Source organism: Streptomyces sp. NK15101, assembly GCF_020400725.1.
In the GTDB taxonomy this organism is placed as follows: domain Bacteria; phylum Actinomycetota; class Actinomycetes; order Streptomycetales; family Streptomycetaceae; genus Streptomyces.
This window is the reverse complement of sequence record NZ_JAINVG010000102.1, coordinates 1-23,601: the sequence shown is the minus strand read 5'-3', so window position 1 is coordinate 23,601 and position 23,601 is coordinate 1. Positions and strand designations below refer to the sequence as shown.

Annotated in this window: 21 protein-coding genes; 9 read left to right on the top strand and 12 right to left on the bottom strand. The window is 71.4% G+C overall.

Translation table 11 applies throughout. The annotated features are described in order from the left end of the window. The first annotated feature begins 106 nt into the window (after positions 1–106). From K7G60_RS33910 to K7G60_RS33885, 6 genes are all read left to right on the top strand, one after another. Positions 107–703: a DUF6328 family protein gene (locus tag K7G60_RS33910; protein ID WP_225804799.1), complete on the top strand. Its 597-nt coding sequence runs from the start codon at positions 107–109 to the stop codon at positions 701–703. Continuing rightward, the gene (locus tag K7G60_RS33905; RefSeq protein ID WP_225804798.1) at positions 700–951 is read left to right on the top strand and encodes a hypothetical protein; all 252 of its coding nucleotides are present in this window, start codon (positions 700–702) and stop codon (positions 949–951) included. The genes K7G60_RS33910 and K7G60_RS33905 overlap by 4 nt, the downstream gene beginning before the upstream one ends. Further along, entirely contained in the window at positions 948–1,709 is a 762-nt protein-coding gene (locus K7G60_RS33900; RefSeq protein ID WP_225804797.1) for a metallophosphoesterase, read from the top strand. The genes K7G60_RS33905 and K7G60_RS33900 overlap by 4 nt, the downstream gene beginning before the upstream one ends. 135 nt (positions 1,710–1,844) lie before the next feature. Continuing rightward, positions 1,845–2,639 (top strand): polysaccharide deacetylase family protein, encoded by a 795-nt coding sequence (locus K7G60_RS33895; protein ID WP_225804796.1) that lies wholly within the window; start codon positions 1,845–1,847, stop codon positions 2,637–2,639. A gap of 160 nt (positions 2,640–2,799) precedes the next feature. Then, entirely contained in the window at positions 2,800–4,983 is a 2,184-nt protein-coding gene (locus K7G60_RS33890; protein WP_225804795.1) for a hypothetical protein, read from the top strand. Positions 4,984–5,155: 172 nt separating this feature from the next. Beyond that, the gene (locus tag K7G60_RS33885) at positions 5,156–5,458 is read left to right on the top strand and encodes a hypothetical protein (protein WP_225804794.1); all 303 of its coding nucleotides are present in this window, start codon (positions 5,156–5,158) and stop codon (positions 5,456–5,458) included. A 76-nt stretch (positions 5,459–5,534) separates the two neighbouring features. On the opposite strand, the gene K7G60_RS33880 is transcribed toward K7G60_RS33885, so the two are convergent. Further along, positions 5,535–6,026 carry a carboxymuconolactone decarboxylase family protein gene (locus K7G60_RS33880; protein WP_225804793.1) on the bottom strand — a complete coding sequence of 164 codons (492 nt, stop codon included), beginning with the start codon at positions 6,024–6,026 and terminating at the stop codon, positions 5,535–5,537. Positions 6,027–6,139: 113 nt separating this feature from the next. Here K7G60_RS33880 and K7G60_RS33875 point away from each other — a divergent pair, with 113 nt between their 5' ends. Continuing rightward, positions 6,140–7,063, top strand: coding sequence for a pirin family protein (locus tag K7G60_RS33875; RefSeq protein WP_225804792.1), 924 nt, complete (start codon positions 6,140–6,142; stop codon positions 7,061–7,063). Between the two features lie 681 nt (positions 7,064–7,744). Here K7G60_RS33875 and K7G60_RS33870 read toward each other — a convergent pair. After that, on the bottom strand, positions 7,745–8,575 hold the full coding sequence (locus tag K7G60_RS33870; RefSeq protein WP_225804791.1) for a PIN domain-containing protein: 831 nt from the start codon (positions 8,573–8,575) through the stop codon (positions 7,745–7,747). 212 nt (positions 8,576–8,787) lie between these two features. Between K7G60_RS33870 and K7G60_RS33865 the strand changes: the two genes are divergently transcribed. Continuing rightward, on the top strand, positions 8,788–8,949 hold the full coding sequence (locus K7G60_RS33865) for a hypothetical protein (protein WP_225804790.1): 162 nt from the start codon (positions 8,788–8,790) through the stop codon (positions 8,947–8,949). Between the two features lie 252 nt (positions 8,950–9,201). On the opposite strand, the gene K7G60_RS33860 is transcribed toward K7G60_RS33865, so the two are convergent. From K7G60_RS33860 to K7G60_RS33815, 10 genes are all read right to left on the bottom strand, one after another. Next, positions 9,202–9,795, bottom strand: a complete 594-nt coding sequence (locus K7G60_RS33860; protein WP_225804789.1) for a hypothetical protein — start codon at positions 9,793–9,795, stop codon at positions 9,202–9,204. Between the two features lie 5 nt (positions 9,796–9,800). Continuing rightward, on the bottom strand, positions 9,801–11,264 hold the full coding sequence (locus K7G60_RS33855) for a hypothetical protein (RefSeq protein ID WP_225804788.1): 1,464 nt from the start codon (positions 11,262–11,264) through the stop codon (positions 9,801–9,803). A gap of 38 nt (positions 11,265–11,302) precedes the next feature. After that, a complete protein-coding gene (locus K7G60_RS33850; RefSeq protein WP_225804787.1) occupies positions 11,303–11,779 on the bottom strand; it encodes a hypothetical protein in 477 nt (158 codons plus the stop codon). 478 nt (positions 11,780–12,257) lie between these two features. Next, positions 12,258–13,436: an aspartate aminotransferase family protein gene (locus K7G60_RS33845; protein WP_225804786.1), complete on the bottom strand. Its 1,179-nt coding sequence runs from the start codon at positions 13,434–13,436 to the stop codon at positions 12,258–12,260. 93 nt (positions 13,437–13,529) lie between these two features. Beyond that, a complete protein-coding gene (locus tag K7G60_RS33840; RefSeq protein ID WP_225804785.1) occupies positions 13,530–14,897 on the bottom strand; it encodes a pyridoxal-dependent decarboxylase in 1,368 nt (455 codons plus the stop codon). A 19-nt stretch (positions 14,898–14,916) separates the two neighbouring features. Next, positions 14,917–15,840, bottom strand: a complete 924-nt coding sequence (locus K7G60_RS33835) for a hypothetical protein (RefSeq protein ID WP_225804784.1) — start codon at positions 15,838–15,840, stop codon at positions 14,917–14,919. Between the two features lie 261 nt (positions 15,841–16,101). Beyond that, on the bottom strand, positions 16,102–16,701 hold the full coding sequence (locus K7G60_RS33830) for a pentapeptide repeat-containing protein (RefSeq protein ID WP_225804783.1): 600 nt from the start codon (positions 16,699–16,701) through the stop codon (positions 16,102–16,104). Between the two features lie 28 nt (positions 16,702–16,729). Beyond that, positions 16,730–21,442, bottom strand: a complete 4,713-nt coding sequence (locus K7G60_RS33825) for a putative T7SS-secreted protein (RefSeq protein WP_225804782.1) — start codon at positions 21,440–21,442, stop codon at positions 16,730–16,732. A 3-nt stretch (positions 21,443–21,445) separates the two neighbouring features. Beyond that, the gene (locus K7G60_RS33820) at positions 21,446–22,090 is read right to left on the bottom strand and encodes a hypothetical protein (RefSeq protein WP_225804781.1); all 645 of its coding nucleotides are present in this window, start codon (positions 22,088–22,090) and stop codon (positions 21,446–21,448) included. Continuing rightward, positions 22,087–22,575 (bottom strand): hypothetical protein, encoded by a 489-nt coding sequence (locus tag K7G60_RS33815; protein ID WP_225804780.1) that lies wholly within the window; start codon positions 22,573–22,575, stop codon positions 22,087–22,089. Before K7G60_RS33815 ends, K7G60_RS33820 begins: the two co-directional genes overlap by 4 nt. 181 nt (positions 22,576–22,756) lie before the next feature. Between K7G60_RS33815 and K7G60_RS33810 the strand changes: the two genes are divergently transcribed. Continuing rightward, positions 22,757–23,601, top strand: an 845-nt coding sequence (locus K7G60_RS33810) for a peptidase dimerization domain-containing protein (protein WP_225804779.1), incomplete at its 3' end; no start/stop codon positions are given.

Sequence of the window (23,601 nt, the reverse complement as noted above, 5' to 3'; positions counted from 1 at the left end):
CTTCCGGATCGCGCTCGGGCCGGCCTGACCGGAAGGTTTGCGCGACCGCCTTCCGGGCACCGCACCTCGCAGAACGGGACGGACATGCCGAGCCGAGGAGGACGTCATGACCGCGACGAGACGCCTGACGGAGGCCGAGTGGCGCACCGTGGAGGAGGAGACGGCGCGCCGGCCACAGGTGTCGCGTCAGCCGGGAGACGCCGGGGAGGGGGCCGACGGACAGCCGGAAGGCGCCCGGGAGCGGGTCAACAGACGGTGGCAGGAGGTCCTCCAGGAGACGCGGGTCGCCCAGACCGGCGTGCAGATCCTGTTCGGCTTCCTGCTCAGCCTCGCCTTCACGGCCCGCTTCCGTGAACTGGGCGGCTTCGACCGCGGCCTGTACGTCGTCACCATCATCCTCGCCGCCTCCTCGACCGCCGCCCTGATCGCCCCGGTCTCGCTCCACCGCTGTCTCTCCGGACTGCGGCTGAAGGAGGAGGTCGTGATCGCCGCCGGACGGCTCATGGTCTGCGGCATGGTCCTCCTCGCCCTGACCGTCGCCTGCACCCTCATGCTCATCCTGAACGTGGTCCTCGGCGGCGCGCTGGCCGCCGGGATCGTCGTCGGCGCCGTGATGCTGTGGTTCGCGCTCTGCTGGTACGTCACCCCCTACCGGCTGCGGCGCAAGGCGCTGACACGGCCCCAGTACGGAGGACGACGGTGAACGGCGGCGAGAGCGAGTACCGCATCGCCCGGTTCCGGGAGCGGCTCGCGCGCGAGGACGTGGCCGAACTCGGCGTCCGCGTCGAGGTGCGCGGCGCGAGCATCGTCCTGACGGGCACCCTCCCCACGGCCGACCGCCGCGACGAGATCCTCCGCCTCGCCGGCACCGAGCTGGCCGGCATCCCCGTCCACGCGGACCTCCTGGTCGCCCGCACCGATCCGCCCGACCGTCCCGAGGAGCTGTCGTGACCCCCGGCGCCGAACAGAACGGAGCCGTCGTCCGGGTGGCCGCCGTGGGCGACATCCACCTGAGCCCGGACTGCCGGGGCCTGCTGCGTCCCTCCTTCGAGACCCTGCCGCTCTGCGCGGACCTGCTCCTCCTCGCCGGCGACCTCACCCGGCACGGCACGGTCCCGGAGGCGGAGGTGGTCGCGGAGGAGGTGCGCGACCTCGGCGTCCCCGTGGTCGCCGTGCTCGGCAACCACGACTACCACTCGGAGCGGGAGGCCGAGGTCACCCACGTCCTCACCGAGGCCGGGGTCACGGTCCTGGAGGGGGACCGGGTGGTCCTGCCCGTGGCGGGCCGCAAGGTCGGCGTCGCCGGGGCGAAGGGCTTCTGCGGGGGCTTCGCGGGCCGCAGCGCCGGGGAGTTCGGCGAGCGCGAGATGAAGGACTTCGTCCGCACCGCCCGCCGCGGCGCCGAAGGGCTGTACCGGGCGCTGGCCGACATGTCGGCCGACGGCTGCGCGGCCAGGATCGCCCTCACCCACTTCGCGCCCGTCCCCGACACGCTCTCCGGCGAACCGATCGAGATCTACCCCTTCCTGGGCAGCTACCTCCTCGCCGAGGCCATCGACGAGGCCGGCGCCGACCTCGCCGTGCACGGCCACGCCCACCTCGGCACCGAACACGGCATGACGGCCGGCGGGGTGCGCGTGCGCAACGTGGCCCAGCCCGTCATCGGCCGGGCGTTCGCGCTCTACCACCTCCCGCTCGCCGCGAGCTGAGCGGCAGTCAGCGGCCCCGCGCGGTCCGGCCGTCCGCGCGTCCCGGCAATCGGTCGGGATTCGGTGAAACCTTGCGGCTCCTCGTACCGTCCTCTCACCAGGGAGATGACCGGAACACGGGGAGTGGGGGATTCCATGGGGCAGGGCAAGTACACCGCGCACATAGCCGTGGTGGCTTCGGCGGTGGGGCTGAGCCTGGCGGTGTGGGGAACCGCGGCACTGATGGACAACGAGGCCGCCGCGAAGATGGGGAACACGCCGTCCTCGCAGGCGCCCGCGGGGAAGCCCGGGCAGCCGGACCGGGTGCGGCCGCAGAAGGTGCCCGAGAGCATCGCGCACGCGGCCGAGGCGGGCGGCTCGGCCGTGAACATCACCATCGACGACGGGCCCGACCCGCGCTGGACGCCGCAGATGCTGGACATCCTCAAGGAGAACGGCGTCAAGGCCGTGTTCTGCATGGTCGGCCCGATGGCCGAGCAGCACCCCGACATCGTCAAGAGGGTCGTCGCGGAGGGCCACCGGCTCTGCGACCACACGGTGTCCCACGACACGACGATGGACAAGAAGTCCGTCGCGTACCAGAAGCAGCAGATCTTCGACGCGAAGAAGACGATCGAGGAGGCCGCCGGGGGAGCGGAGGTCGAGTACTACCGGGCGCCGGGCGGGGCGTTCACCCCGGACAGCCGACGGCTCGCCGCCGCCGCGGGGATGCGGCCGCTCGGCTGGAACGTGGACACGAAGGACTTCGAGCAGCCGGGTACGGCCGCGATCGTCAACACCGTCAAGAACGAACTGTCGAACGGGCCGACGATCCTCTTCCACGACGGCGGCGGCGACCGCGGCCAGAGCGTCGCGGCCCTGCGGCAGGTGCTGCCGTGGCTCAAGGAGAACGGGCACACCTTCAGCTTCCCGGTCCGTACGACCCCTTGAGCCCCGCACGCAGGCCCGCCGACGTCCGTACGCAGGTCCACTGACCTCCGTGCGCGGGTCCGCCGACGCCCGTACGCGGGTCACGGGGGCCTTCGCACGCCCGCCCCCACGGCCCGAAATCCGCGTGCACCGGGCCGTGCCGGGCTGACAGCATGCCGGAATGGTCCACGCCCTCGAACGCCTGGTCGTCCGACACACCCATCGCCTCCCGCTCCCGGCGGACGCCGCCCGGAACACCGGGCGCGTCGACGGGAGCGCGGCGGCGCGGCGGTTCGACGCCGCCCTGATGTCCGTCGGCTTCAAGCTGTCGGCCGGGCTGCTCGAAGAGCTGGCCCGGCTGCCGGAGGAGACGGTCGTCGCCCTCGCCGCGCGCACCCTCGACAGCGTCCGCGAGATGGTCGGCGACCACGTCCGGCACAACGCGTATTTCGTCGACTTCCCGGCCAACGTGCCCGACACCCTCGACTTCTGGATGCGCTGTGTCGCCGAGGCGCTCGACGACGACACCGCGCGCCCCGGCGTGCTCCGGCGGCTGCGCGCCGGCGTGCTCGACCTCCTCACCCTGCCGTCGTACGGCGTCCCCCGCCACACGTACGAGGAGATGCTCGCCGCCCACGGCGAACTGATCGCCGCGGCGGGCGACCGCATGACCGTCCTGCACCCCGGCGGCACCCTCGACGACGAGGCCACCGCCCTCTACCTGTCCCTGGCCGGAAGCCCCACCCCGCTCGGCGACGACCACCTGCGCGACCTCGCCCTCCTCGCCGCCCACCGGGTCGACGGGCCCCAGCCCGTGGCGATCCCGGTCCGGGAGACCCGCGCCGTCGTGAACCGGGCCCGACTCGACGCCGGCGCGGACCTCCTCCTGGACACGGTCACCGACGTCCTGCGCCTGGCCTGCGCGCTCTCCGACGGGGACGTCGCCCTGCGCGAGCCGACCCGGTTCCGCGCGCTGTCCCGGCCCGTCCGCCGCGCCCTGCTCGGCGGCCTCGACGCCGTCGTCGCCGGAGCCCCGGCGAAGCTCGCCGACGTCGGCGCCCACCGCGAGGCGTGGAAGCGCCTGGGCGAGCGGCTGCACCCGCACGAGTACCCGCGGTGGCCGGGCGCCGCCGAGGTCTTCGCCGTCGCCCGGGGCGAGCGGAAGGCGCCCTCCTTCGACAGCCGCGTCGAGGAGCTCCTCGGCCGTGACGACGTCACCGGGGCCGCCGCACTCCTGACATCCGCCCCGGGCCGGCTGCTGCGCGCCCTGGACCGGCTCCTGCGCACCGCGGACCGCCAGAAGGAACTGGACGCCGTCCTCGCCGCGTTCGAGAGCGCCGTCCCCCATGTCTCCGGCCGCGTCCTCCTCTCCCTCCGCGAACACGTCCAGAACCGCGCGGGGAGGGAGGACCGGCGCGTGTTCGTGAACCGGCGCGGCGCCGCCTGGGTCACCGCCGACACCCGGCCGCCGCTGCCGCCCGCGGTGCGCGAACGCCTGTGTGCCGTCCTCGACGCCGAGACGCGGCGCCGGCTCCCCGCCCCGGGCCGCCTGCTGGTCGATCCCGTCGTCCTGGACGTGGCGCTCCCGCTCAGCGGCCGGGCGGCCGCGGCGGGGCTCGGCGTCCTGCCGCGCGGCTCCGTCTCGCCCGTCGAGGGCGAACTGCTGCGCTTCTTCACGTACTGGAAGCAGACCGCGCGCAGCACCGACTACGACCTGTCGGCGCTGGTCCTGGACGACGACTACGCGACCGTCACCTGGCTCTCGTACACCGCCCTCACCGCCGTCGAGGGCACCCACTCCGGCGACGTCACCGACGCCCCCGACGGCGCGTCGGAGTTCATCGACCTGCGGCTCGGGGCGGTGCGCGGCAGCTTCGTCGTCCCGCAGGTGAACCTCTACTCCGGGGAGGGCTTCGAGGAGGTCGAGGAGTCGTTCTTCGGCTTCATGCTGCGCGAGACCGAGCAGCGGGGCCGCCCGTTCGAGCCGCGCACGGTCCGGATGAAGTCCGACCTCCGGGGGCCCGGACGGGTCGCGCTGCCGCTGGCGTTCCAGCGCGACGAGGACGGCGGCTGGCGCGCGCGGTGGCTGCACCTGTACCTGAGGGGCAACCCGTCGGCGAACCGGGTCGAGGAGAACCGGGCGTCGGTCGCGGTACTGCTCCGCGGCCTGCTCTCCCGTACCCCGCTGACGGTCCGCCACCTCGTCGGCCTGATGGCGGCCGACGCCACCGGGACGACCTGGTGGGACGGCTCGACGCCGCCGGACGGACCCGTCACCTACATCGGTCTGGAGCGTCCCGCCGGCCTGCCGCCGGGCTCACGCGTCGTCACTCCCGAAAACCTGCGCGACCTGATCCCCGCCTGACTGCTACGGTCGTCCCGGGCGAGGCCATGAAGAGGCTTCCTTCTCACACTCCCTGAATAGTCTCTTCGCTCTCCTCGCCCCTCGGCTCGGTGGCAGGCCCCCGTTCGGACGGTGTCGACGGTCGGAGCGGGGGCGGCCCGTGACCCCGGGCCGACCGGCCCGTTGTGAGGGTGTGACCTCAACACGACGCATCTCCTCGCTCCTCGCCGTGGCCGCCGCCTTCTCGTGCCTCGGCGCGTCCGCGGCGTCCGCCGCGACCGCCGCCGAAGCCACCGGACCGCTCGGCCCCAAGATCAACCCGATCAGCGAGCTCGACGCCCTCACCACGACCGGCATCCCCGAGGAGTCCCGCGGGCGGTTCCCGGGCATCGCCGAGCAGCTGAACGGCCTCGACCGGCTGAACGAGCTGGGGCAGCTGCACCAGCTCACCGACCAGGCGGCGCCGGTGGCCGGACTGCTCCCGGTCTCCGCCTGACCGATCCGACACGACCGAACCCCTCCGAAGGTCCGGTGCCCGACGGCACCGGACCTTCGTCGTCCCCGTCCCCGGATCAGGGCTTGGCGGGGGTCTCCCGTACGGGGTGCTTGCTCAGGATCGAGACCCGGTTGAAGGCGTTGATCGTGATCGCGACCCAGATGACCGCCGAGATCTCGTCGTCGCCCAGCGCCCGGCGGGCACTGTCGTAGGCGCGCTCCTGCGCGAGGGCGTCGGCGGGGGCGGTGACGGCCTCCGCGAGGTCCAGGGCCGCACGCTCCCGGTCGGTGAAGACCTCGGTGTCGCGCCAGGCGGCGAGCACGCCCAGGCGGCGGGCCGTCTCGCCCGCGCGCAGGGCGGCCCTGGTGTGCACGTCGAGGCAGTACGCGCAGCCGTTGAGCTGGGACACACGGAGGTTGACCAGCTCCACCAGGATGCGGTCGAGCCCGGCCTCGGCGGCCGTCGCGCGCACGGCGTCCGCCGTCTGGACCAACGCGTGATAGGCCTTGGGGCTCTGCTTGTCGACGTAGATCCGCTTGTCCGCCGGGGCTCCTGCCGTGTCGCTCACCGTGCGCTCCTTCCGGGCCGTGCCGGCCTCGTCCGCGAGCGGTGCGTGTCACCCTCGCAGGGGCTATCATCGTCCATGATTGTTGAAAATGGAACTACCTTGGAGGGGTCGGCATGAGTATCGCGGAGATCGAGGTCCTGACGGCACGGGACGTCCCGCTGGGCGGACCCCGGGCGATGACCGTACGGCGTACGCTCCCGCAGCGCGCACGGACGCTGATCGGCGCCTGGTGCTTCGCCGACCACTACGGCCCCGACGACGTCGCCGAGTCCGGCGGCATGGACGTCGCCCCGCACCCGCACATCGGACTGCAGACCGTGAGCTGGCTGTTCAGCGGCGAGATCGAGCACCGCGACAGCCTCGGCAGCCACGCGTACGTACGACCCGGAGAGCTGAACCTCATGACCGGCGGGTACGGCATCAGCCACACCGAGGTCTCCACTCCCCGCACCACCGTCCTGCACGGCGTCCAGCTGTGGGTGGCCCTCCCCGAGGAGCACCGGAACGCCGCCCGGGACTTCCAGCACTACGCCCCCGGGACGGTCCGCGTCGACGGCGCGGACATCAGGGTCTTCCTCGGGTCGCTCGCCGGCTCGTCCTCCCCGGTCCGGACCTTCACCCCGCTGCTCGGCGCCGAACTCCTCGTCGACCCGGGCGCGACCGTCACCCTCCCCGTCGATCCCGGCTTCGAACACGGCCTGCTCGTCGACGCCGGGGAGATCCGCACGGCCGGAACGCTCCTGCGCCCGGCCGAACTGGGATACCTCCCCACCGGGTCCGGGACGCTGACCCTGACCAACGAGTCGGACGCCCCCGCCCGCGCGGTCCTCCTCGGCGGGACGCCGTTCGAGGAGGAGATCGTGATGTGGTGGAACTTCATCGGCCGCAGCCACGAGGACATCGCCGAGGCCCGCGAGGAGTGGGAGAAGGCCTCCGACCGCTTCGGCGAGGTCGAGGGCTACCCCGGCGACCGCCTCCCGGCCCCCGCCCTCCCCAACGCCCGGATCGCGCCGCGCAAGAACCCCGCGCGGCGCTGAGCCGCGGTTCTCCCTGCCGGGCCGATGGAGGGATGAGGGGTGCCCGGCTGCGCCTGTGACTGTCGCCGCGGCTGTGGGAGAGGGTGTATCGCGGCCTCTCCCGGTCGCGCCGTCGGCGGGTGTGCTTTCCAGGGTGTGCTCGTGTGCAAGCAGGCCTGGTCGGCTGAACGCTGACCTCTTGCTGACTTTGCTGACGCGCCATCAGGCCTGTAGTGTGGGGACGATCACCGACCGCTCCAGCGGTCGTATCGGCGTCGACGGCTTCCGCTTCGACTCCACGAGGGAAGCGTCGAGCGCTGCCGCCGACGTCCTGCCCACCGTCATCAACTAGATCGACCGCACCAGACCGTCGACCGGGCTGCCATCCGCCCGGGCAGCCCCGCATCGCCGCCGACACCGCCCGCGCAGGCAACCTCGGTGGCGTCTCCATCCTCCGCGTCCTCGAACGCGCCCACGATGCCCTGTCCGAGCACGGCGCCCACGGCCTCCATGCGACACATCTGCTCCAACCCGTGAACCCCCGGCTGGTTGCCGGGGTGGGGGGTGCTTCGACCCCGTGGGAGACTAAGTCGCAGATGGAGTACCGCAGTTGCGACCTAGTGGTCGGCGAGGGCTTCAACGGACCGATTCCACTAAATTACGGACGCGTTCCCTCGTTGCCGCACTCGCCGCCCTGCCCGGCTACTTCTTCTCCGGCTCCGGTCCCGTACCCGCGTCCGTACGGAGCTTCAGCACCGGCAAGCCCAGCTGTTTCGCCCGCAGCGCCATGCCGGTGTCGTAGGTGACCAGCCGCACCGGTCCCGCCGCCACACTGTGCACGGCCGTCGCACGGTCCACGATCTCGTCGTCCTCGTCGGGAAGCCGCACATGGCCGGGGCCGTCGCTCAGCAGCTCGACCTTGGCTTCTCCCACCAGCGCATCACCGTCGAGGAGCCGGTCCAGAACCGCGAGGCTGTAGCCGGCCCGCCAGCGAACCTGCTTGTCGCGTGACTCCTTCAGGCGGTCGAGCTCGTCGACGACCACCATCGGCACGACGACGGATACGAACGCGACTCCTGGCGACAGGTTCTCGAAGAAGTCGATGTCCTCGAACTTCCGGTCGTGCTTGATGAAGAAGCTGGTGTCCGGCACAACCACTGCCCGGTCAGCCGGCCACCGGTCCATCTGATTGGCGAAAGCCGCCCACGCCTCGTCCAAAGCCGCCACACGCTCCCGGACCTCATGAGCGACAAGTCCGTTCAGCAGTCTCTGCTGGGAGGAGCCAGCTAGATGCCCAACCCCGTTCAGCAACGACTGGTACATCCTGGTCCGGATCAGACGGTCGATGTCTCGCGCGCTGATCTGTCCGGCCAGCAACCGCTGAGCCTCGTTCGCCCACTCCAAGTACGCCAGGAGCCGTCCATATGCGCTGCCGTACTGCTGGCCGTCGAGGTTGGACGCGCCGACCCAGAGGCTGCGGAGGGTCTTCCAGACATTTTCCCGGTGGGCGCCGGGTATCGGTGTGACGATCATTCGCGGATCATGTCAGGGCTTGCCCGACTCCGGCAGAGTTTTCCCGGGATCATCCGTACCACTGCCGGGAGCAGCCACGCCCTCCAGCCGTGCGCTGATCACAAGGCGCGGGGCTCGATACCGGAGGGGTGTGCCCCGTAGGTCTCGAGCACCTCATCGTCGACGCCTGGGGATGGGCGAAATACAAGCCCGTCTACTCAGGTACCCGCGGCATGTCCAGCCGGCGCGCCTTCCCCGAGGTCGCCGCCTCCTGGGTTCCCGCCGGCGACGAACGGCGCCTGGCCGTGTACAAGCTCCTCGCCGCCTATGCCAACAATCAGGTCGGCGAGTCGCCGATCATGGACCAGCGAGAGGACCGACCTGGCGTGCAGTGACAGGCCGGCGTGTCTGTGTTCCTGGAACTGGGCGTCGGCGCCCTGGTGGGGCCGAAAGGACCGGCTGGTGCGAGGTCGAAGGTCCCGAGTGATCGCGATTGTCTGACGGGCAATACTTCCAGGTCATCCCGGCGTGCGGCATCAGCAAGCTGCCATGGATAGGCAGCCAGTTCGGATGGTGCTTCCGATCTGACTGCCGGACCTGCGGTTCATCCTTGGGCAGCAGCCGCTCGATCACCGACCGCAAACCGGTCATCGAGGCGGCGTCAGCCCCGGTTCGATCGTCGAGCGGAGGTAGATCCGGGTCGTGCCCGGTGCGTACTCGTGAGAGAACACCTTCACGCAGTAGGCGAGGTGCTCGGCGTCGGGCGAGTCCACGTTGTCGGGGCAGAACCCGCCCGTCAGTATCCCGTCGACGAGCGTCTCGGGCTCCGGAAGCCCGAGGTGCGTGAATCCGGCCGCCGGACGGTAGTTCGCCGGTTCGGGCTCCATGTTGGGGATCATGCGGGCACCCTTGGGCGTCAACGGGGCCAGGTACGCCTTCGCTTCGCGAGTGGGCAGGGTGAAGCTCAGCAGCCCCGTGTCGTACCGCTCGCCGGCCTTGTAACCGGCCCGCCGGTCCGCGGCGTTCTCCGGGACGCGCAGGCCGATCTGCTCACTCATCCACGCGGGCGTGGCTCCGGCCTCCCAGCAGCACTCCTTCTCCTCCTTGACGGAGTCGGACAGCCACGTGTCCGCCAGCAGGTAGAACGCACCGACGGCCACGACGACGACCCCTACGAGCCCCGCGGCCGCGACGAGCAGCCGACGCTTCGGGCGCGTGTCACCCGGCCGCGCGTTGTCCACGCTCCTCACCTGCCCGTACCTGCCCTTCCCTCGCGTGTCTCTCGACCATTGTCTGTCCGGCCTCCCTCGCGGCCCGGCTCGTCGGGTTCTGGCAGGGGACCGGCGTTCGGTGTGGAGGAGCCGAGATCGTAGTGCTTGACGGAGCTGCTTCCTGACATGTCGAATTCCTGCGCGAGACCGGTCGTGTGCAGTCGTGCCATCTGGCCGTCGGGGATGTCCATCACGCCGAAGATGTCCACGCCTTTGTTCTCGTCCCAGTTGTAGCGGTCCCAAGCGTTGGCCTGGTAGTCGAGACCGACCTTGGGGTTGCCGTCGGCGTCCGGGACGACCGTGACGACGCCGGTGACGTTCGCCCTCGTGGAGCCGACCGCGTAGAACCAGTTCGGGTTGCTCTCCTTGGTGAAGCTGTAGTCATTGATGTTGGGCGTCTCCACCGGGATCGACACCGGTTTGCCGCCATTGGCCCTGAACTCGGCGAGAGCCGTCTCCCGCCATCCGTCCTGATACATCCTGATGTGCTGGTCGATGTGCTTCCTGAAGCCGTCGTCGTCGGCCATCATCTTGTCGACGGGCAGGTTCATGGGTGTGCCGTCGTTGTCGAGGTAGTGGTCCATGTGGCGACCCGCGTCGACCAGGTTCATCGCGTCAGCGCCTTCCGTGATCCCCCGCATCTTCGCGAGGGTGGCCCACTCCTGGAAGCCCGGCTTCTCCACGTCGTACGGACCCGACCCCTTGTCCGGGGCGATCTGCTTCACCGAGGGCCTGAGCAGCCCTGCCGCCACCAGGTTGTCCTCCTGCTTCGCCCACAACTCTGCCCTGGCTTCCGGACTCAGCGAACGCCACAGGCGTACCAGTTCGGCACGCTGCTGGTCGTTCGCGTCCTTGCCGAGCGACGCGAGCTTCATCGCGCGGGGCAGCTGGTCCTCGTCGAGCGAGGTGTGCACGGCATGGCCGGCGTTGTGCACATCGCCGCCGTGGCTGCGCTTCAGGGCCCGGGTGGCAGCGGCGTCGACCTCAGCGGCGTGGGAGAGGAGGCCGGTGAGGGCATCCGCGTACCACCGCATCAGGTCCTTGGTGCGCTGCGTCGTCCCCTCCGGGGTGCACATTGCCTCCATGACCCGGACGGTGCCGTTTCCGCCGTCCGTCACCAGCAGCCCGGGGTCCTTCTCCGAGCCCCTGGCGGCTTCCTCGGTGAGGGCCTTCGCGCGCTTCTGGATGCTGACGAGCTCCGTATGGGCGTCTGCGAGAACGGCGTGGATGCTGGTGGCCTCGGACGTGAGATCCGCGATCTCCTTCACGGTGCCGGCCACGAACTCCCTGGTGACGTCGGCATTGACGCCCTTCCATCGGGCCTGTTCCGACGTGCGCAGCAAGCCGTCCCTGGCGGCGGTCTCCAGCTTGGCGAGGCTGTCGGTCGTGGCCTTCCAGTCCCCGACGGCGGTATGGAGCTTGCCGAGGTCCATGGTCATGAGATCGCTGTACGTGAGTGTCATCGGTCCACCCTTTTTCAGCGCACGTACGTGGAGATCTCGGAGACCGGGACGACGGTGCCGTCGCGGTGTCGCAGCGAGTCCTCGATGCGTCGGTCGTTCTGCGCGTACGACCTCTTCGAGTAATCGAGGTGGTTCGAGATGTGCGCGCACATCTGCAGGACCGTCTTCACCTGCGAGTCCCACACGGAGAGTGCGGTCAGCAGCTCACCGCCCATGGTCATGTGCCGCGAAGACAGCTCACGGGCGGCCTGTGCTGTCGACCCCGCCCCGCTCTTGTCGCTGCCAGCGCCCGCGATATCGGCCCCTTTGCGTAACTGCTCATGCAGCAGATACGCCTCGTGTCCCACGGCACCCAAGTCGTCCTGTGTGACGACCAGGTTCATCGGCCCCGACCCCGCACCCTCCGGACCGGCCGAGTTGATCCGAGTACCCGCCGACTGCCTGTCCCGCGACGCGGACATGACCGCGGCCCAATCGTCATCGAACCCCATGGCTCCCCACTTCCTGTCAACGGATCACCGAAGGACCCATGCTAGGCAGGAAGTTGGTGCCATTGCGCATGCTATGAGGTGACCACTTCTGCACTATGGGGGTCGATGTCTTTCCCGCTAGAAGACTCAAGCGGGGATCGAGGGTGTTGGTTCACATCCGCACAGTGCTGGTCCCGACTCGCCCCTGGCCTTCCGGTGAGGGGCGAGCCACTCTCACAGCTGCTGTGGCCCGGTCTTGTTTCCAGACCAGGAGGGGAGCGCCGGCTCCCTCCGCGCCGGCTCGGCAGAACCGACGACGTCGAGGTGAGCTGATGCTGACTTTTGCCGACTTTGCTGACGGTTCATCGGTCAGCACGCCGGACGCGGCGTATCGCGTAGTCGTTGACCGCAAGAAGAACCTGATCATCCGGGTCGGCTACAACGCGTACCCGAGCCCCCGCTCGCTGCCTGCCGGCGGGGGCATGGCGATTCGGGTCGTTCAGGCCATTGTGCCCATGATCTCCTCGACCGACTGCAGGCTCGTCTCCGGGTGGAGAAAGGCGAAGCGGGCGATCGTCTCGCCCTCCCAGCCGGTCGGTGCGACGAAGGCGGTCTGGCCGGCGAGGAGGCGGGCGGACCGAGCCGCGTAGTCCTCCGGGCTCCAGCCGATGCGGCGGAACAGCACGGCGGACAGCTCCGGTTCGCGGATGAGTTCGAGATACGGGGTGTTGCGGATGAGGGCGGCGGTGGCGCGGGCCAAGATGAGGGCCTTCTCTACGGCCTCGCTGTAGGCGCGGGTGCCGTGGACGGCGAGGGAGAACCACAGAGGGAGGCCGCGGGCGCGGCGGCTCAGGTGGTGGGCGTAGTCGCTCGGGTTCCACTGGGTGTCGTCGTCCGTGTGAAGGGCGTCGAGGTAGGAAGCGTCCTGGGTGTGGGCCGCCCTGGCCAGGCGCGGTTCTCGGTAGAGGAGGGCGGCGCAGTCGAAGGGGGCGAACAGCCACTTGTGGGGGTCGATGACCAGGGAGTCGGCGTGCTCGATGCCCCGGTAGCGGTGCCGGACGCTCGGCGCGAGGAGACCGGCGCCTCCGTACGCGCCGTCCACGTGGAGCCAGAGGCCGAAGTCACGGGCCACGGCGGCGATTCCCGTGAGGTCGTCGATGATTCCGGCGTTGGTGGTGCCCGCGGTGGCCGCGACTCCGATGACGTCGGAGGGGGCCGCGTCGGCGAGGAGCGCCGCGCGCAGCGCGGGACCGGTCAGGCGGTGATCCGTGGTCGGCACCGTGAACGGCTCGACGCCGATGATGCGCAGGGCGTTGCCGATGGAGGAGTGGGCCTGGTCGGAGACGGCGAACCTGACGCGGTCGTACGGGCCGAGGCCCCGGCGGCGCCGGGCCGTGTCGCGCGCGGTCACCAGGGCGGAGAGGTTCCCGGCCGAGCCGCCCGAGACGAAGCATCCGCCGGCTTCGGCCGGCATCCCGGCGAGGTCCGCGAGCAGGCGCAGGACCTGGTTTTCGGCGGCGATGGGGCCGGAGGCGAGGAGCCATGAGACGCCCTGGATCGACGAGCACGAGACGAGCATGTCGAAGAGGGTGGCGGCTTGCGTGGGGGCGGCGGGGACGAAGGAGAGGAAGCGGGGCTGTCGACCGTGATCGTGGTGGGTGCCAGCTGCTCGTTCCACAGCCGCAGGACCTCCGCCGGATCGTTGCCCTCCGGCCCGAGAGCTCGTAGCACTGTGGGGTGCAGAGGCCCGCGTCGGGCGGTTCGACGGTCGTCAGGCCCCGGCGGCCGCGCGCCGGATCGCGTCGAGCGTGCGCGCCACGTCCTCGTCGGTGGTCGACCAGTTGCTCACCGAGATCCTCATGACGCGTCTGCCGTGCCAGGTGGAGCCGCTGATCCACGCCGTGCCGTCGTCGAGCAGCCGGGCGAGTACCCGGTCGGTGCGTTCGTCACTGCCGAACTCGGCGCAGACCTGGGTGAACGCGACCTCGTTGAGGACGGTCGCGCCTTCGATCCCGGCGATGCCGGCGGCGAACGCCGAGGCGTGGCGGCACAGCCGTTCGACGAGGTCGGAGACGCCTGATCGGCCGAGGGACCGGAGGGCGGCCCACACGGTGAACGCTCGGCCGCGCCGTGAGAGTTCGGGCACCTTGTCGATGGGGTCGCCGTGCTCGTGCTGGATGAGGTAGTCGCCACGCTGGCCCATCGCCGCCCGGACCGCGGACGCGTCGCGCACGATGGCGAGTCCGCAGTCGTAGGGGACGTTCAACGTCTTGTGGGCGTCCGTCGCCCAGGAGTCCGCGTCCGCGCAGCCCGCCGTCAGGTGGGCGCAGCGCGGCGAGGCGGCTGCCCACAGTCCGAACGCGCCGTCGACATGGACCCAGGCGTCCGCCTCGCGCGCCGCGCGGATGCTCGCGGCGAAGGGGTCGAAGGCGCCGGAATGGATGTCGCCGGCCTGGAGGATCACGATCGTGGGGCTCTGTCCGCCGGCCGTCAGCACCTTCCGCAGGGCCTCGGGCTCGATGCGTCCGTGATCGTCCCCCGCGACCAGGTCGGGCCGGCCGAGTCCGAGGTAGCGCAAGGCCAGGTCGACGGCCATGTGCCGGGACTCGCCGGCGACGACACGCACGGGCGGGCCACCCGTGAGGCCGTGGCGGGCGACGTTCCAGCCGGTGCGCCGCAGCACCGTGTCCCGCCCGGCGGCGAGGCACGTGAAGTTCGCCATCGTCGCACCCGTGGTGAAGCCCACGGAGCTGTTCCTCGGCAGGCCGAGCAGATCGAGCAACCAGGCGCCGGCGACTTCCTCCGCCGCCGCGTACGCGGGCGAGACGGTGCGCATCACACAATTCTGGTCCCAGGCGCTGACCAACCAGTCGGCAGCCAGCGCGGCCGGTTCGGTGCCGCCCACCACGAACCCGTAGAAGCGGCCGCTGGGGAACGCGGTGAGCCCCGGCTCGCAGGCCGTGGCCAGCAGGTCGACGACGTCGGCGGGCGTGCCGGGGCCGGCAGGCAGCTCGGCACCGAGCGCACTCACGATCTCGTCGACCGAGGCGCGGGCGGGAATCCGACGGTCGGGCAGGCTCGCCAGCCATCGGACAGCATGGTCGTACGCCTGTCGGAGCGCCGCCTCACGCGCGTCCATACCTCGGACTATGCGACCGTCACCGCCGCCCCGCAAGCCGACCGCGGTCGGGGCTCCGCGCGAGATCCGGAGGGAGCGTCCGGACGTGTTCCGGCTGCCTTGTTCCTTCGGACGGGGGCGACGGATTCGCCCCGGTCCCCACGACGTCAGGACCCCTCGACCTGCCGCCGTGGGCTGAGACGGCGTACAGCATCGTGGGCCCGCGGCCGTCACGAGTCCCGGACAGCGTCGACCAGACACCGCCTCCCAGCACGGTCGGCTCGGAGGGTACTGGCGAGGGGCAGTCGATCCGCACGAAACCGTTCCTGCCCGTCGTGTCCACCAGCCAGTGCCGGCCCCGCCCCCACTCCTCGTCGCACTCGACAGTCGAGGCGACAAGGGTCGTCTCGTCGAGGAAACCGCCGGCCCAGTCCCAGCAGACGTCCAGTTCGTCCTCGTCCTCGGCGTCGGCCCGCGCGAGCACGCGACCGTTCTCGGCGTCGATGACCAGCCACTGGCCGGCCGTGTCGGGGTTCGGCTCGCCCTCGGACGACGGGCCGCGTACGTGCGCCCAGACGAGCCTGCCGTCCGCCGAGAAACCGACCGAGCCGCTCTCGGGGTACCGATGGTCCTGCCGAGCCGCGTACTCGTCGTACGCCTCGTGCATCTCGCGGCACGCGCCGTACCAGCATCCATGGCGGACCTCCCAACGCGTCGCTCCCGACGGATCCACCGCGCGCACGGCATGGACCCCGGCGAAGACGACCGGACTCGCGTCCGGCGCCACTTCCCGCGTTCCGCGAGTCCGGGGCCAGGGCGCGGGGAGGCGAACACCCGCCCCAGCGCGTGCGACGAAGGCGTCGTCCAGGGGCCGGGCCACGATCTCGTCGTCGCTCCGCTGGACGAGGAGCCTGCGCCCGGGCAGCCCCGCGATCTCCGGCGGACCGGCCTGCGACGAGGGCATGAGAGCGGGGACGGTGGCACGGAGCCGAGCGTGAACGGGCAAGCGGATCTCCCGGGGCGGTCGAACCCGGGGAAGAGTACGGCGGGCCTCGGACACCGGTCGCGGAGGGGTGCGGTCGGCGGTCGGCGGTCGGCCTCACGGTGCCAAGCGACTGCGGCACCCGTGGCGCGCGGGGTGACGGCTGATCGGTGGGGCCGCCGCCTTCGCGGAAGCCCTCGTGATCGGTGAGGGGACCTTCGTGGTCCGTCGACAGCTGAGGGTCTACGGCCTCAGTGAGCCGTGGCGGGTCCCCTCCAGGCGTGCGCCGTCCAGGATCGTGCCCGCCGTCCTGGCCGCGACCATCACGGCGTCCGACAGGTCCGCGTCGGAGAAGTCCGCGTCGCCGAGTTCGGCCGCGACGAACTTCACCCGGCGCAGGGAGGCGCCGGACAGCCGGGTGCCGACGAGGCGGGCGCGGGAGAACACGGCGTCGTCCGCGTTCGCGCCGCTGAGGTCGGCCCCGCTGAGGTCGCAGAGCCCGGCGTTCACGCGGGTGAGGGTCGCGTTCACCAGCGTGGCCTCGCGCAGGTCGGTGCCCGTCAGGAACGCGTCGGTGAGGTCGCAGCCGCTCAGGTCGCAGCCACGCAGGTCGGCGTAGCTGAGAATGACGTCCTTCAGGTCCACGCCGCCGAGGCCCGCACCGGCGAGCGGAATGCCGGCCAGATCGTTCTCGGTGCCCCAGGGCAGGGTCCACTCGCGCACGAGCGCGCGCCAGTCGCCACCGCCGGCGAGGGCGGCGCGGATGCCCTCGAGGGCGGGGGCGTTCTCCGGGCGGGCCCACCGCTCGCGTACCTCGGTGGCGTGGCTGTTCTCGTCGGTCATGGGCGCACTGTTCCGTTTCTGGGATCGGTCATGGCTGCTGCTTGATCTGGTGCAGGAAGCCTTTCACACGGTCCAGGTGGTAGACGGTCTCGTCGTGCTTCTTGAGGAGCACTTCGAGCCCGCGCTCGGTCATGCCGTCCGGTAGCTTCTCCATCTCCTTCCACAGGGCCTTGCGGACGTTCTCCAGTCCGTTCGCGGCCTGTGTGAGGTCCTGGACGTGGTCGAAGGGGGTGCCGTCCGGCTTGCGGGCCACCACCTCGCCGCCCGCCTCGCGCCGCGCCGCCGAGTAGTGGTTGTGGTTGGGCTCGGAGTTGATGCGGCCGATCGGGTCGGCCTTGATGTTCTCCAGCTTCTGGATGGCGTTCATCGCCTCGTCGCTGAGTCCGAGCCCGCGGTAGGGGGAGAGGCCGAGAGGGTCGGACCAGGTGACCGGGTTGTGGACGTAGGAAGCCGGGTTGGGGGCGGGGAGGAGCCCCAGCGGGTCGGGGGTGAGGTAGCGGGCGGTCTCCGGGTCGTACTGCCGGAAGTAGTTGTGGTGGAGACCGGTCTCGGGGTCGAAGTACTGACCGGGGAACCGGAGCGGGGTGTAGGCGGTGGCGCCGCTGTTCCACGTGGTGGTGCCCCAGAGCGTGGCGCGGCTGTGCCAGGCCACCCGGCCGGTCTCGTCGACGAGTTCGGTGGGGGTGCCGACGAGGTCGGTGGCGATGGCGAAGAAGCGCTCGTCGACGGCCTCCTGGGAGGCGTCGGCGCCGAGGACGCGTTCGGTCTGGGCCAGCGGCTTGGCGTGCCGGTGGTCCCAGGTGAGGGCGACGGGGCGGGGCAGCCCGGGTGCGGTCGTGACCTGTTCGCACAGGGTCGGGCCGTCCCAGGTGAACAGGGTCTCCTCGACCACCGTCTTGCCGTCGTCGGCGAGCCGCAGCTTCGAGGTGCGGCGGCCGAGCGGGTCGTACCGGTAGCGCCAACGCGTCCCGTCGGGCGTGGTGACGGCGGTGAGGCGGCTCTCGGCGTCCCAGGTGAACCGCCAGGTGTCCGCTCTTCCGGAGAGCGTGACCCGGCGGCGCAGGGTGATCCGGCCGCCGGCGTCGTGCTCGTACCGGACCGCTCCGGCGCGGGTGAGGGTGGTTCCGGTGTAGCTGCGAGGGCCCGTGGCGTCCTGGCCGGGGTGGCTGCCGGGCCAGGACGCGGAGGTCTGGTTGCCGGAGGCGTCGTAGGCGTACGACTCCTTCCAGCCCGCGGCGGTGACCGTGGTGACGCGGCCGGTGATGTCGAGGCCGTAGCGGAAGGAGCCGCGCAGGGCGTCGTCGAGCGCGGTGAGGTGGCCGTCGGCGCGATAGGTGTAGGCGCGGCGGTTGACGGTGCGGCCGCCCGCGGTCAGGTGCTGGCCGGCCAGCCGCCCGGACCCGTCCCAGGACGTGGTGAGCTCGAGGGCGTCGCCGAAGGCGCGGCGCAGTTCCCGTCCCGCCGTGTCGTGGGTGAAGGAGATCCGCCGGGCGCCGCTGGTGAGCTGGGCGAGCCGGCCGGTGGCGTCGTACGCGTAGCTGGTGACGTGTCCGGTGGGGGTGATGCGGCGGGAGAGGCGTCCGGTGTCGTCGTAGGTGTAGGTGAGCGGGCGGCCGTCGACGAGTTCTGCCTTGAGTTCGCCGCGGCGGTCGTACTGCCGGACGAGTTCGCTGTCGGGGCCCTCGGCGCGGACCATCCGGCCGGCGGCGTCGTACGCGTAGGTGGTGACGGCTCCGGCCGCGTCCTTGCGGACGATCCGGTCGAGCGCGTCCCGCTCGTAGCGGATGGTCTGGCCGGTGGGGGTGACGCGGGCGGTGACCTGCCCGACCGCGTTCAGTTCGTAGGCGACGGTCCGCCCGTCGAAGTCGGTCTCGGCGACCGTGCGGCCGGCCCGGTCGTAGGTGTAGTCCCAGGTCAGCCCCTGGGGGTCGGTGACCCGGGTGAGGCGGAGGGACGCGTCGTGCTCGAAGGCGTGCCGCGCGCCGTCCGGACCGGTGCGGGCGGCGAGCAGGTCGAAGTGGGTGTACTCGAAGCGGGTCGTGAGGCCGTTCGGATCGGTGTACGCCGTGCAGTTGCCCTCACCGTCGTAGGCCCATGCCTCGACGGTGCCGTCCGGGCGGACGCGCCGGGCGAGTTCGCCGTCCTCGGTCCACTCCAGGGTGGTGACGGCGCCCTGCGGGTCGGTGACGCGGACGAGCCGGCCGTGGGCGTCGCGCTCGCACCGCGTGGTGCCGCCGAGGGGATCGCCGACCTCGAGGGGGAGTCCGGCGGGGTCGCAGCGGAAGGTGGTGACGGCGCCGGAGGGGTCGGTGATGGTGGCGAGGTGGCCCCGGTCGTCGTAGGCGTAGCGGGTGGTGTGGCCGGCGGGGTCCGTGACGGCGGTGAGGTTGCCGAGGTCGTCGAACTCCTGGCGGGTCCGCCCGCCGTCGGCGTCGATGAACTCCACGGGCAGGCCCCGGTCGTCACGGACGGTGGAGAGCCGGCTGCCGTCGGCCCGGAGGACCGTGAGCAGCCGGCCCTCGTCGTCGTACGAGAAGGCGGTCGTCCGGCCGAGGGCATCGGTGCGGGTGAGGAGGTTCCCGCGGGCGTCGTGGCCGAGCCGGGTGGTGTGGCCGAGCGGGTCGACGGTGGCGAGGACGTGGCAGGCGCCGTCGATCAGATGGCGGGTGACCCGTCCGTCGGCGGTGGTGAGGGTGGTGGTGCGGTGGCCGGTGGCCGGATCGGGGTGGCCGTAGGCGAGGGTGAGCTGGACGTGGCCGTCCTCGCCGCCCTCGCCGATGACCCGGTCGTGCTCGTCGTAGGCGTAGTCGTAGCGGCTGCCGTTGGAGTCGGTCCAGGTGATCACCCGGTGCCGGTCGTCGTAGGCGAGGGTGAGGGTGGCGCCGGAGGGCTTGGTGACCGCGGTCAGGTCGCCGTCGGTGTGGCCGTAGCGGACGAGTTCCTGTCCGGCGCCGTCGGGAAGGCGCAGGGCGAGGCGTGTCACCCGGCCGTTCTCGGTCGTGACGTCGACGTGGTAGCCCGCCGTGTGGACGAGGGCGAGCGGGGTTCCGTCCTCGGTGCGGTCGACGGTGACGGCGTTGCCGTTGCGGTCCACCGTCCGTACGAGCCATGCCTCTCCGTCGCCGCCCGGTTCGGTGCCGGCGGGCGCGGCGAAGTGCCGGGTCAGACCGGTGTCCGGATCGGTGAGCGTGTAGTCGCCGGACTCGTCGCGGGCGAGCGGCCGACGGCCGGTGCCGGACTCGGGGAGCGTGGGGAGACCGGGCACGGGGTGCGGGTAGGGGAGCAGGAGGCCGTCGTCCGTGACGTGGACGACCCCCTGCGCGTCGATCTCCAGGTGCTCGTCGACGGTGGAGGACCACGAGGGGCCGAAGAAGCGTCCGGCGGTGTAGCCGGACTCGACGCGTCGGGTGAAGGTGAGCGGGAGGGTGCCGGGGAGGGAGACGTCGGTCTGGGGCAGGAACATCCGGCCCGAGGCGAGGTCCACCGGGTCGGTCTCGTCGACGAGTCGGTGGGCGTCGGGGCGGTTGTGGGTGCCGTTCGGCGACCCGTCGATCAGGCGACGGGCGCGGTTGGCGTCGGACGCCAGGTCTGCTCCCTCGGCCGCGACCCGGACGCCCTTGACGGCCGCGCCACCGCCGGCGGTGGCGGCGGTGAGCAACAGGTCGGGGACGAGCCGGCCGAGGCCCTCCGCAGGGTCCTTCATGAAGTTGTCGAGCATCTGCTTGCCCGTGCCCCACGGGTCGTTGGCCATGAGGACGAGTCCGGAGGCGAGGCTGTTGAGCTGGGTGAAGTACTCGGCGGGGTGGGTGAGGTTGTACGGGTCGGTGGGGTTGACGCTCCGGACGAAACTGAGCAGTCCGGCCGTGCCCTTGACGATGCCGCCGCCGAAGTGCGTCTGCATCACCTGTAGTTCGTCGAGGCCGTCCTTGGCCTGCTCGGCGTACGAGGGCTTGGGAGGGGCCGCGTCCCGGGCCGCCCGGATCGCCGTGCGGGCGGTCTCGGCGGCGGCGTTGCGCTGTTTCCGGGCCTCGGCGAGGATCTCCTGCGCCTCCTCCATCAGGGCCTTGCCGGGGTCGCTGAAGGCGCCCGGCCTGGGTGGCAGGGAGGCCGGGTTCCGCTTGTCGGCGGGTTCGGCGTTGTACCGGTCGACGGCCTTGTTGTAGTCGTCGACCTTCTTCTGATGGGCGTTCGCCGCGTCCTCGGACGCCTTGGTGCCCTGCTTCCACTTGTCGATGGCCGTCTGGGCCTGTCCCTGGGCCCACTCGACGGTGAGGCCGAAGCTCGCCAAGGCGTCGGAGGCCTTGCCGAAGGCGTCCGCGCCCTTGAACCACTTCGGCGGCTCGACCGCCACCTTCTCCCGGAAGGCGTCCGCGGCCTCGCCCTTCACGGCGGACGCGTCGAGGCCCTTGAGCCCCTGACCCACCTTGTCGAAAGAGGCCTGCAGGTCGCGCAGGTGGGAGGCGGTCGAGCGGAGCTTGGACGGGCTGCCGTAGATCAGCTTGGTCTTGTCCTCGGTCTGACCGAGGTCCATCTCGTCGACCTCGGCGCCCATCCGGTTCGCCACCGAGCGCGACTGCTCGCGCACCCAGTCCGCACCGGACTCCCAGCCGACGTCGTCCAACCGGTCCGCGGTCCAGTTGCCGGCGTCCTCGACCCGGTTGCCGACCCACTCGACCCCGTCCTCGACCGCGTCCTCGACGACGTCCGGTGTGAGGTCGCTGATGAAGTCCCCGATGCCCACCGCTCAGTTCCCCCCGCTGTTCCGCTGCTGGGCCCTCTCCTCAGGGGACGGGCCGAACGTCTCGTCCACCGCACGGTCGAAGTCGCCCTGGTCCACCCCGAGGAGCTCGTTGAGGATCCGCGCCCGGCTCCCGCCCTCGCCCTCCGTGAGGACGGCCCGTCCGGTGTCCTTCCAGGTCTGCGCGATCTCGTCGCCGGCGCGGTCGAAGGACTCGGCGCTCCAGTCGGGGCTGAGGTAGTCGGGCGTGAACACGTCGCCCCAGTCCTGTTTGACGATGTCCGCCTCCGAGGCGTGCGGGTTGCCCACGGCGGAGTTCACGGCGATCTTGAAGGTGCCCTGGAGGTACTGGTCCTCCTCCCAGACGATTCCGGCGGCCAGCCCCAGCGTCGCCGCGAGGGTGTTGGCGTCCTGGATCTGCGCTCGCACGCCCCATTCCCAGCGCTCGCAGTAGTCCTCGAAGTCGGCCGACAGGCCATGGTGTCCGGCCTCCATGCCGGTCATCGAGAGCTCGGAGAATCCCTTGCCGAGCACGGAGCCGGTGCCCGTGCCGATGTCGCGGAGTTCGGCGGTGGCCGCCCGGATCCCCTCGGTGATCCGCTTGACGCTCTCCTGGTCGAACCGCAGGTTCTCCTGCCCGCCCCCGCTCATCGGGCGTCACCGCCGGCGGTCGGCCCCGGGGCCGCGGCCGGGCCGTCGGGCGGAGAGGGCGTCGGCCCGTCGGTCGGGACGTCGATCGCCACGTCGTCGGGCACGATGCCCCGGACCGGCGGGAAGGCCATCGCCCCCTCCGGATCGGCGATGTCGACGGCCACCCCGGCGGGCACGCCCAGGGCGGGCACGACCTCGTCGAGCAGCCGCGCGCCGCGCAGCGCCGCGTAGTCCCAGGTGCGGGTGGCGTCGTCCGCCCGCGAGCCGGGGGCGAGGGAGCGGGCCCGGGCGAACCGGGCGAGCGCCGCCTCGTCGGTGAAGGCGCAGATCCAGCGCACCCCACCGAGCTCCGCCGTCCACAGACCGCCGGAGTCCACCGGGACGAGGACGAGGGCACGCCGTAGCTCCCCCACCAGCTCCCTCGGATCGCCGAGCCCGGCCCGCCGTTCGGCGATCCGTTCCGCAAGTACCGTCGCTCCGCCCACCGACCCGCCTCCCCGACGTCGTACCGAGGGCCTCCCCCGTTTCACGTGTGTACACGCTTTCCCTCCCCGCATGGTTCCCCGGATCGACCGTACGAGCACTCGCCCGTCGGGATCCCGGTGGGGACGCCTGCCCATCGGAACCCCGAACCGGATCCGGTGGGGACACGTGCCCCACGCACGCGTGTCCCCCATCGCCGTCGGAGGGCGCGGCACCGCATGGACGCGGCTCACCGCTCACGGCACCGCGGGACACGGCTCGGGCCCCGGACAGGACAACGCGGTAGCGGAGCTGATCCACGCCCTCTCCCGGCTCACCGCCCACCGCTGGCCCACCCGTCTCACCCCTGCCGTCCGCACCCTGCTCGACGCCCTTGACCAGACCCTCGGGATCCGGATCGACCGCGACCGACTGGAGGAGGAAGCGAACCGCCTCGGCGGGCTCGGCGAACTGTTCGACTGCACCGTCCGCAACACCCTCGACCCCACCGTGCCGACAGCCGGCCACAAGGTCGACGTCATCCCCTCACACGCCCACGCCGAGGTGGGCGGCAGGTTCCCGCCCGGCGAACAGGACGCCTTCGTGGAGACAGTCGACCGGCTCCTCGGCCCGAAGGTGACACGGGAGTTCACCAACTGCGAAGGGGCCGTCGCCGCCGATCACGAAGGGCCGGCCTTCAGCACGATGGCCGAAGCGATCCGCAGTCAAGACCCCCACGCCCACCCCGTGCCGTTCATCCAGTCCGGGGGAACCGACGCCAAGGCCTTCGCGAAGATCGGCATCAGCACCCATGGCTTTGCACCCCTCCTGCTCGACCCCCACCTGCACTACCCATGTTCCACGGAGTGGACGAGCGGGTTCCCCTGTCCGGCCACGACCACGAGCGGCACCGACGGCCCGAAGATCGGCAGCGTGCTCCTGAGCGACATCGCCGAGGAGTTCGGGACCCCGGCCTTCGTCCTCGACGAGGACGACTTCCGCGCCCGCCGCCGATCCTGGCGTGCGGCCTTCACCGGCCACGACGTCTT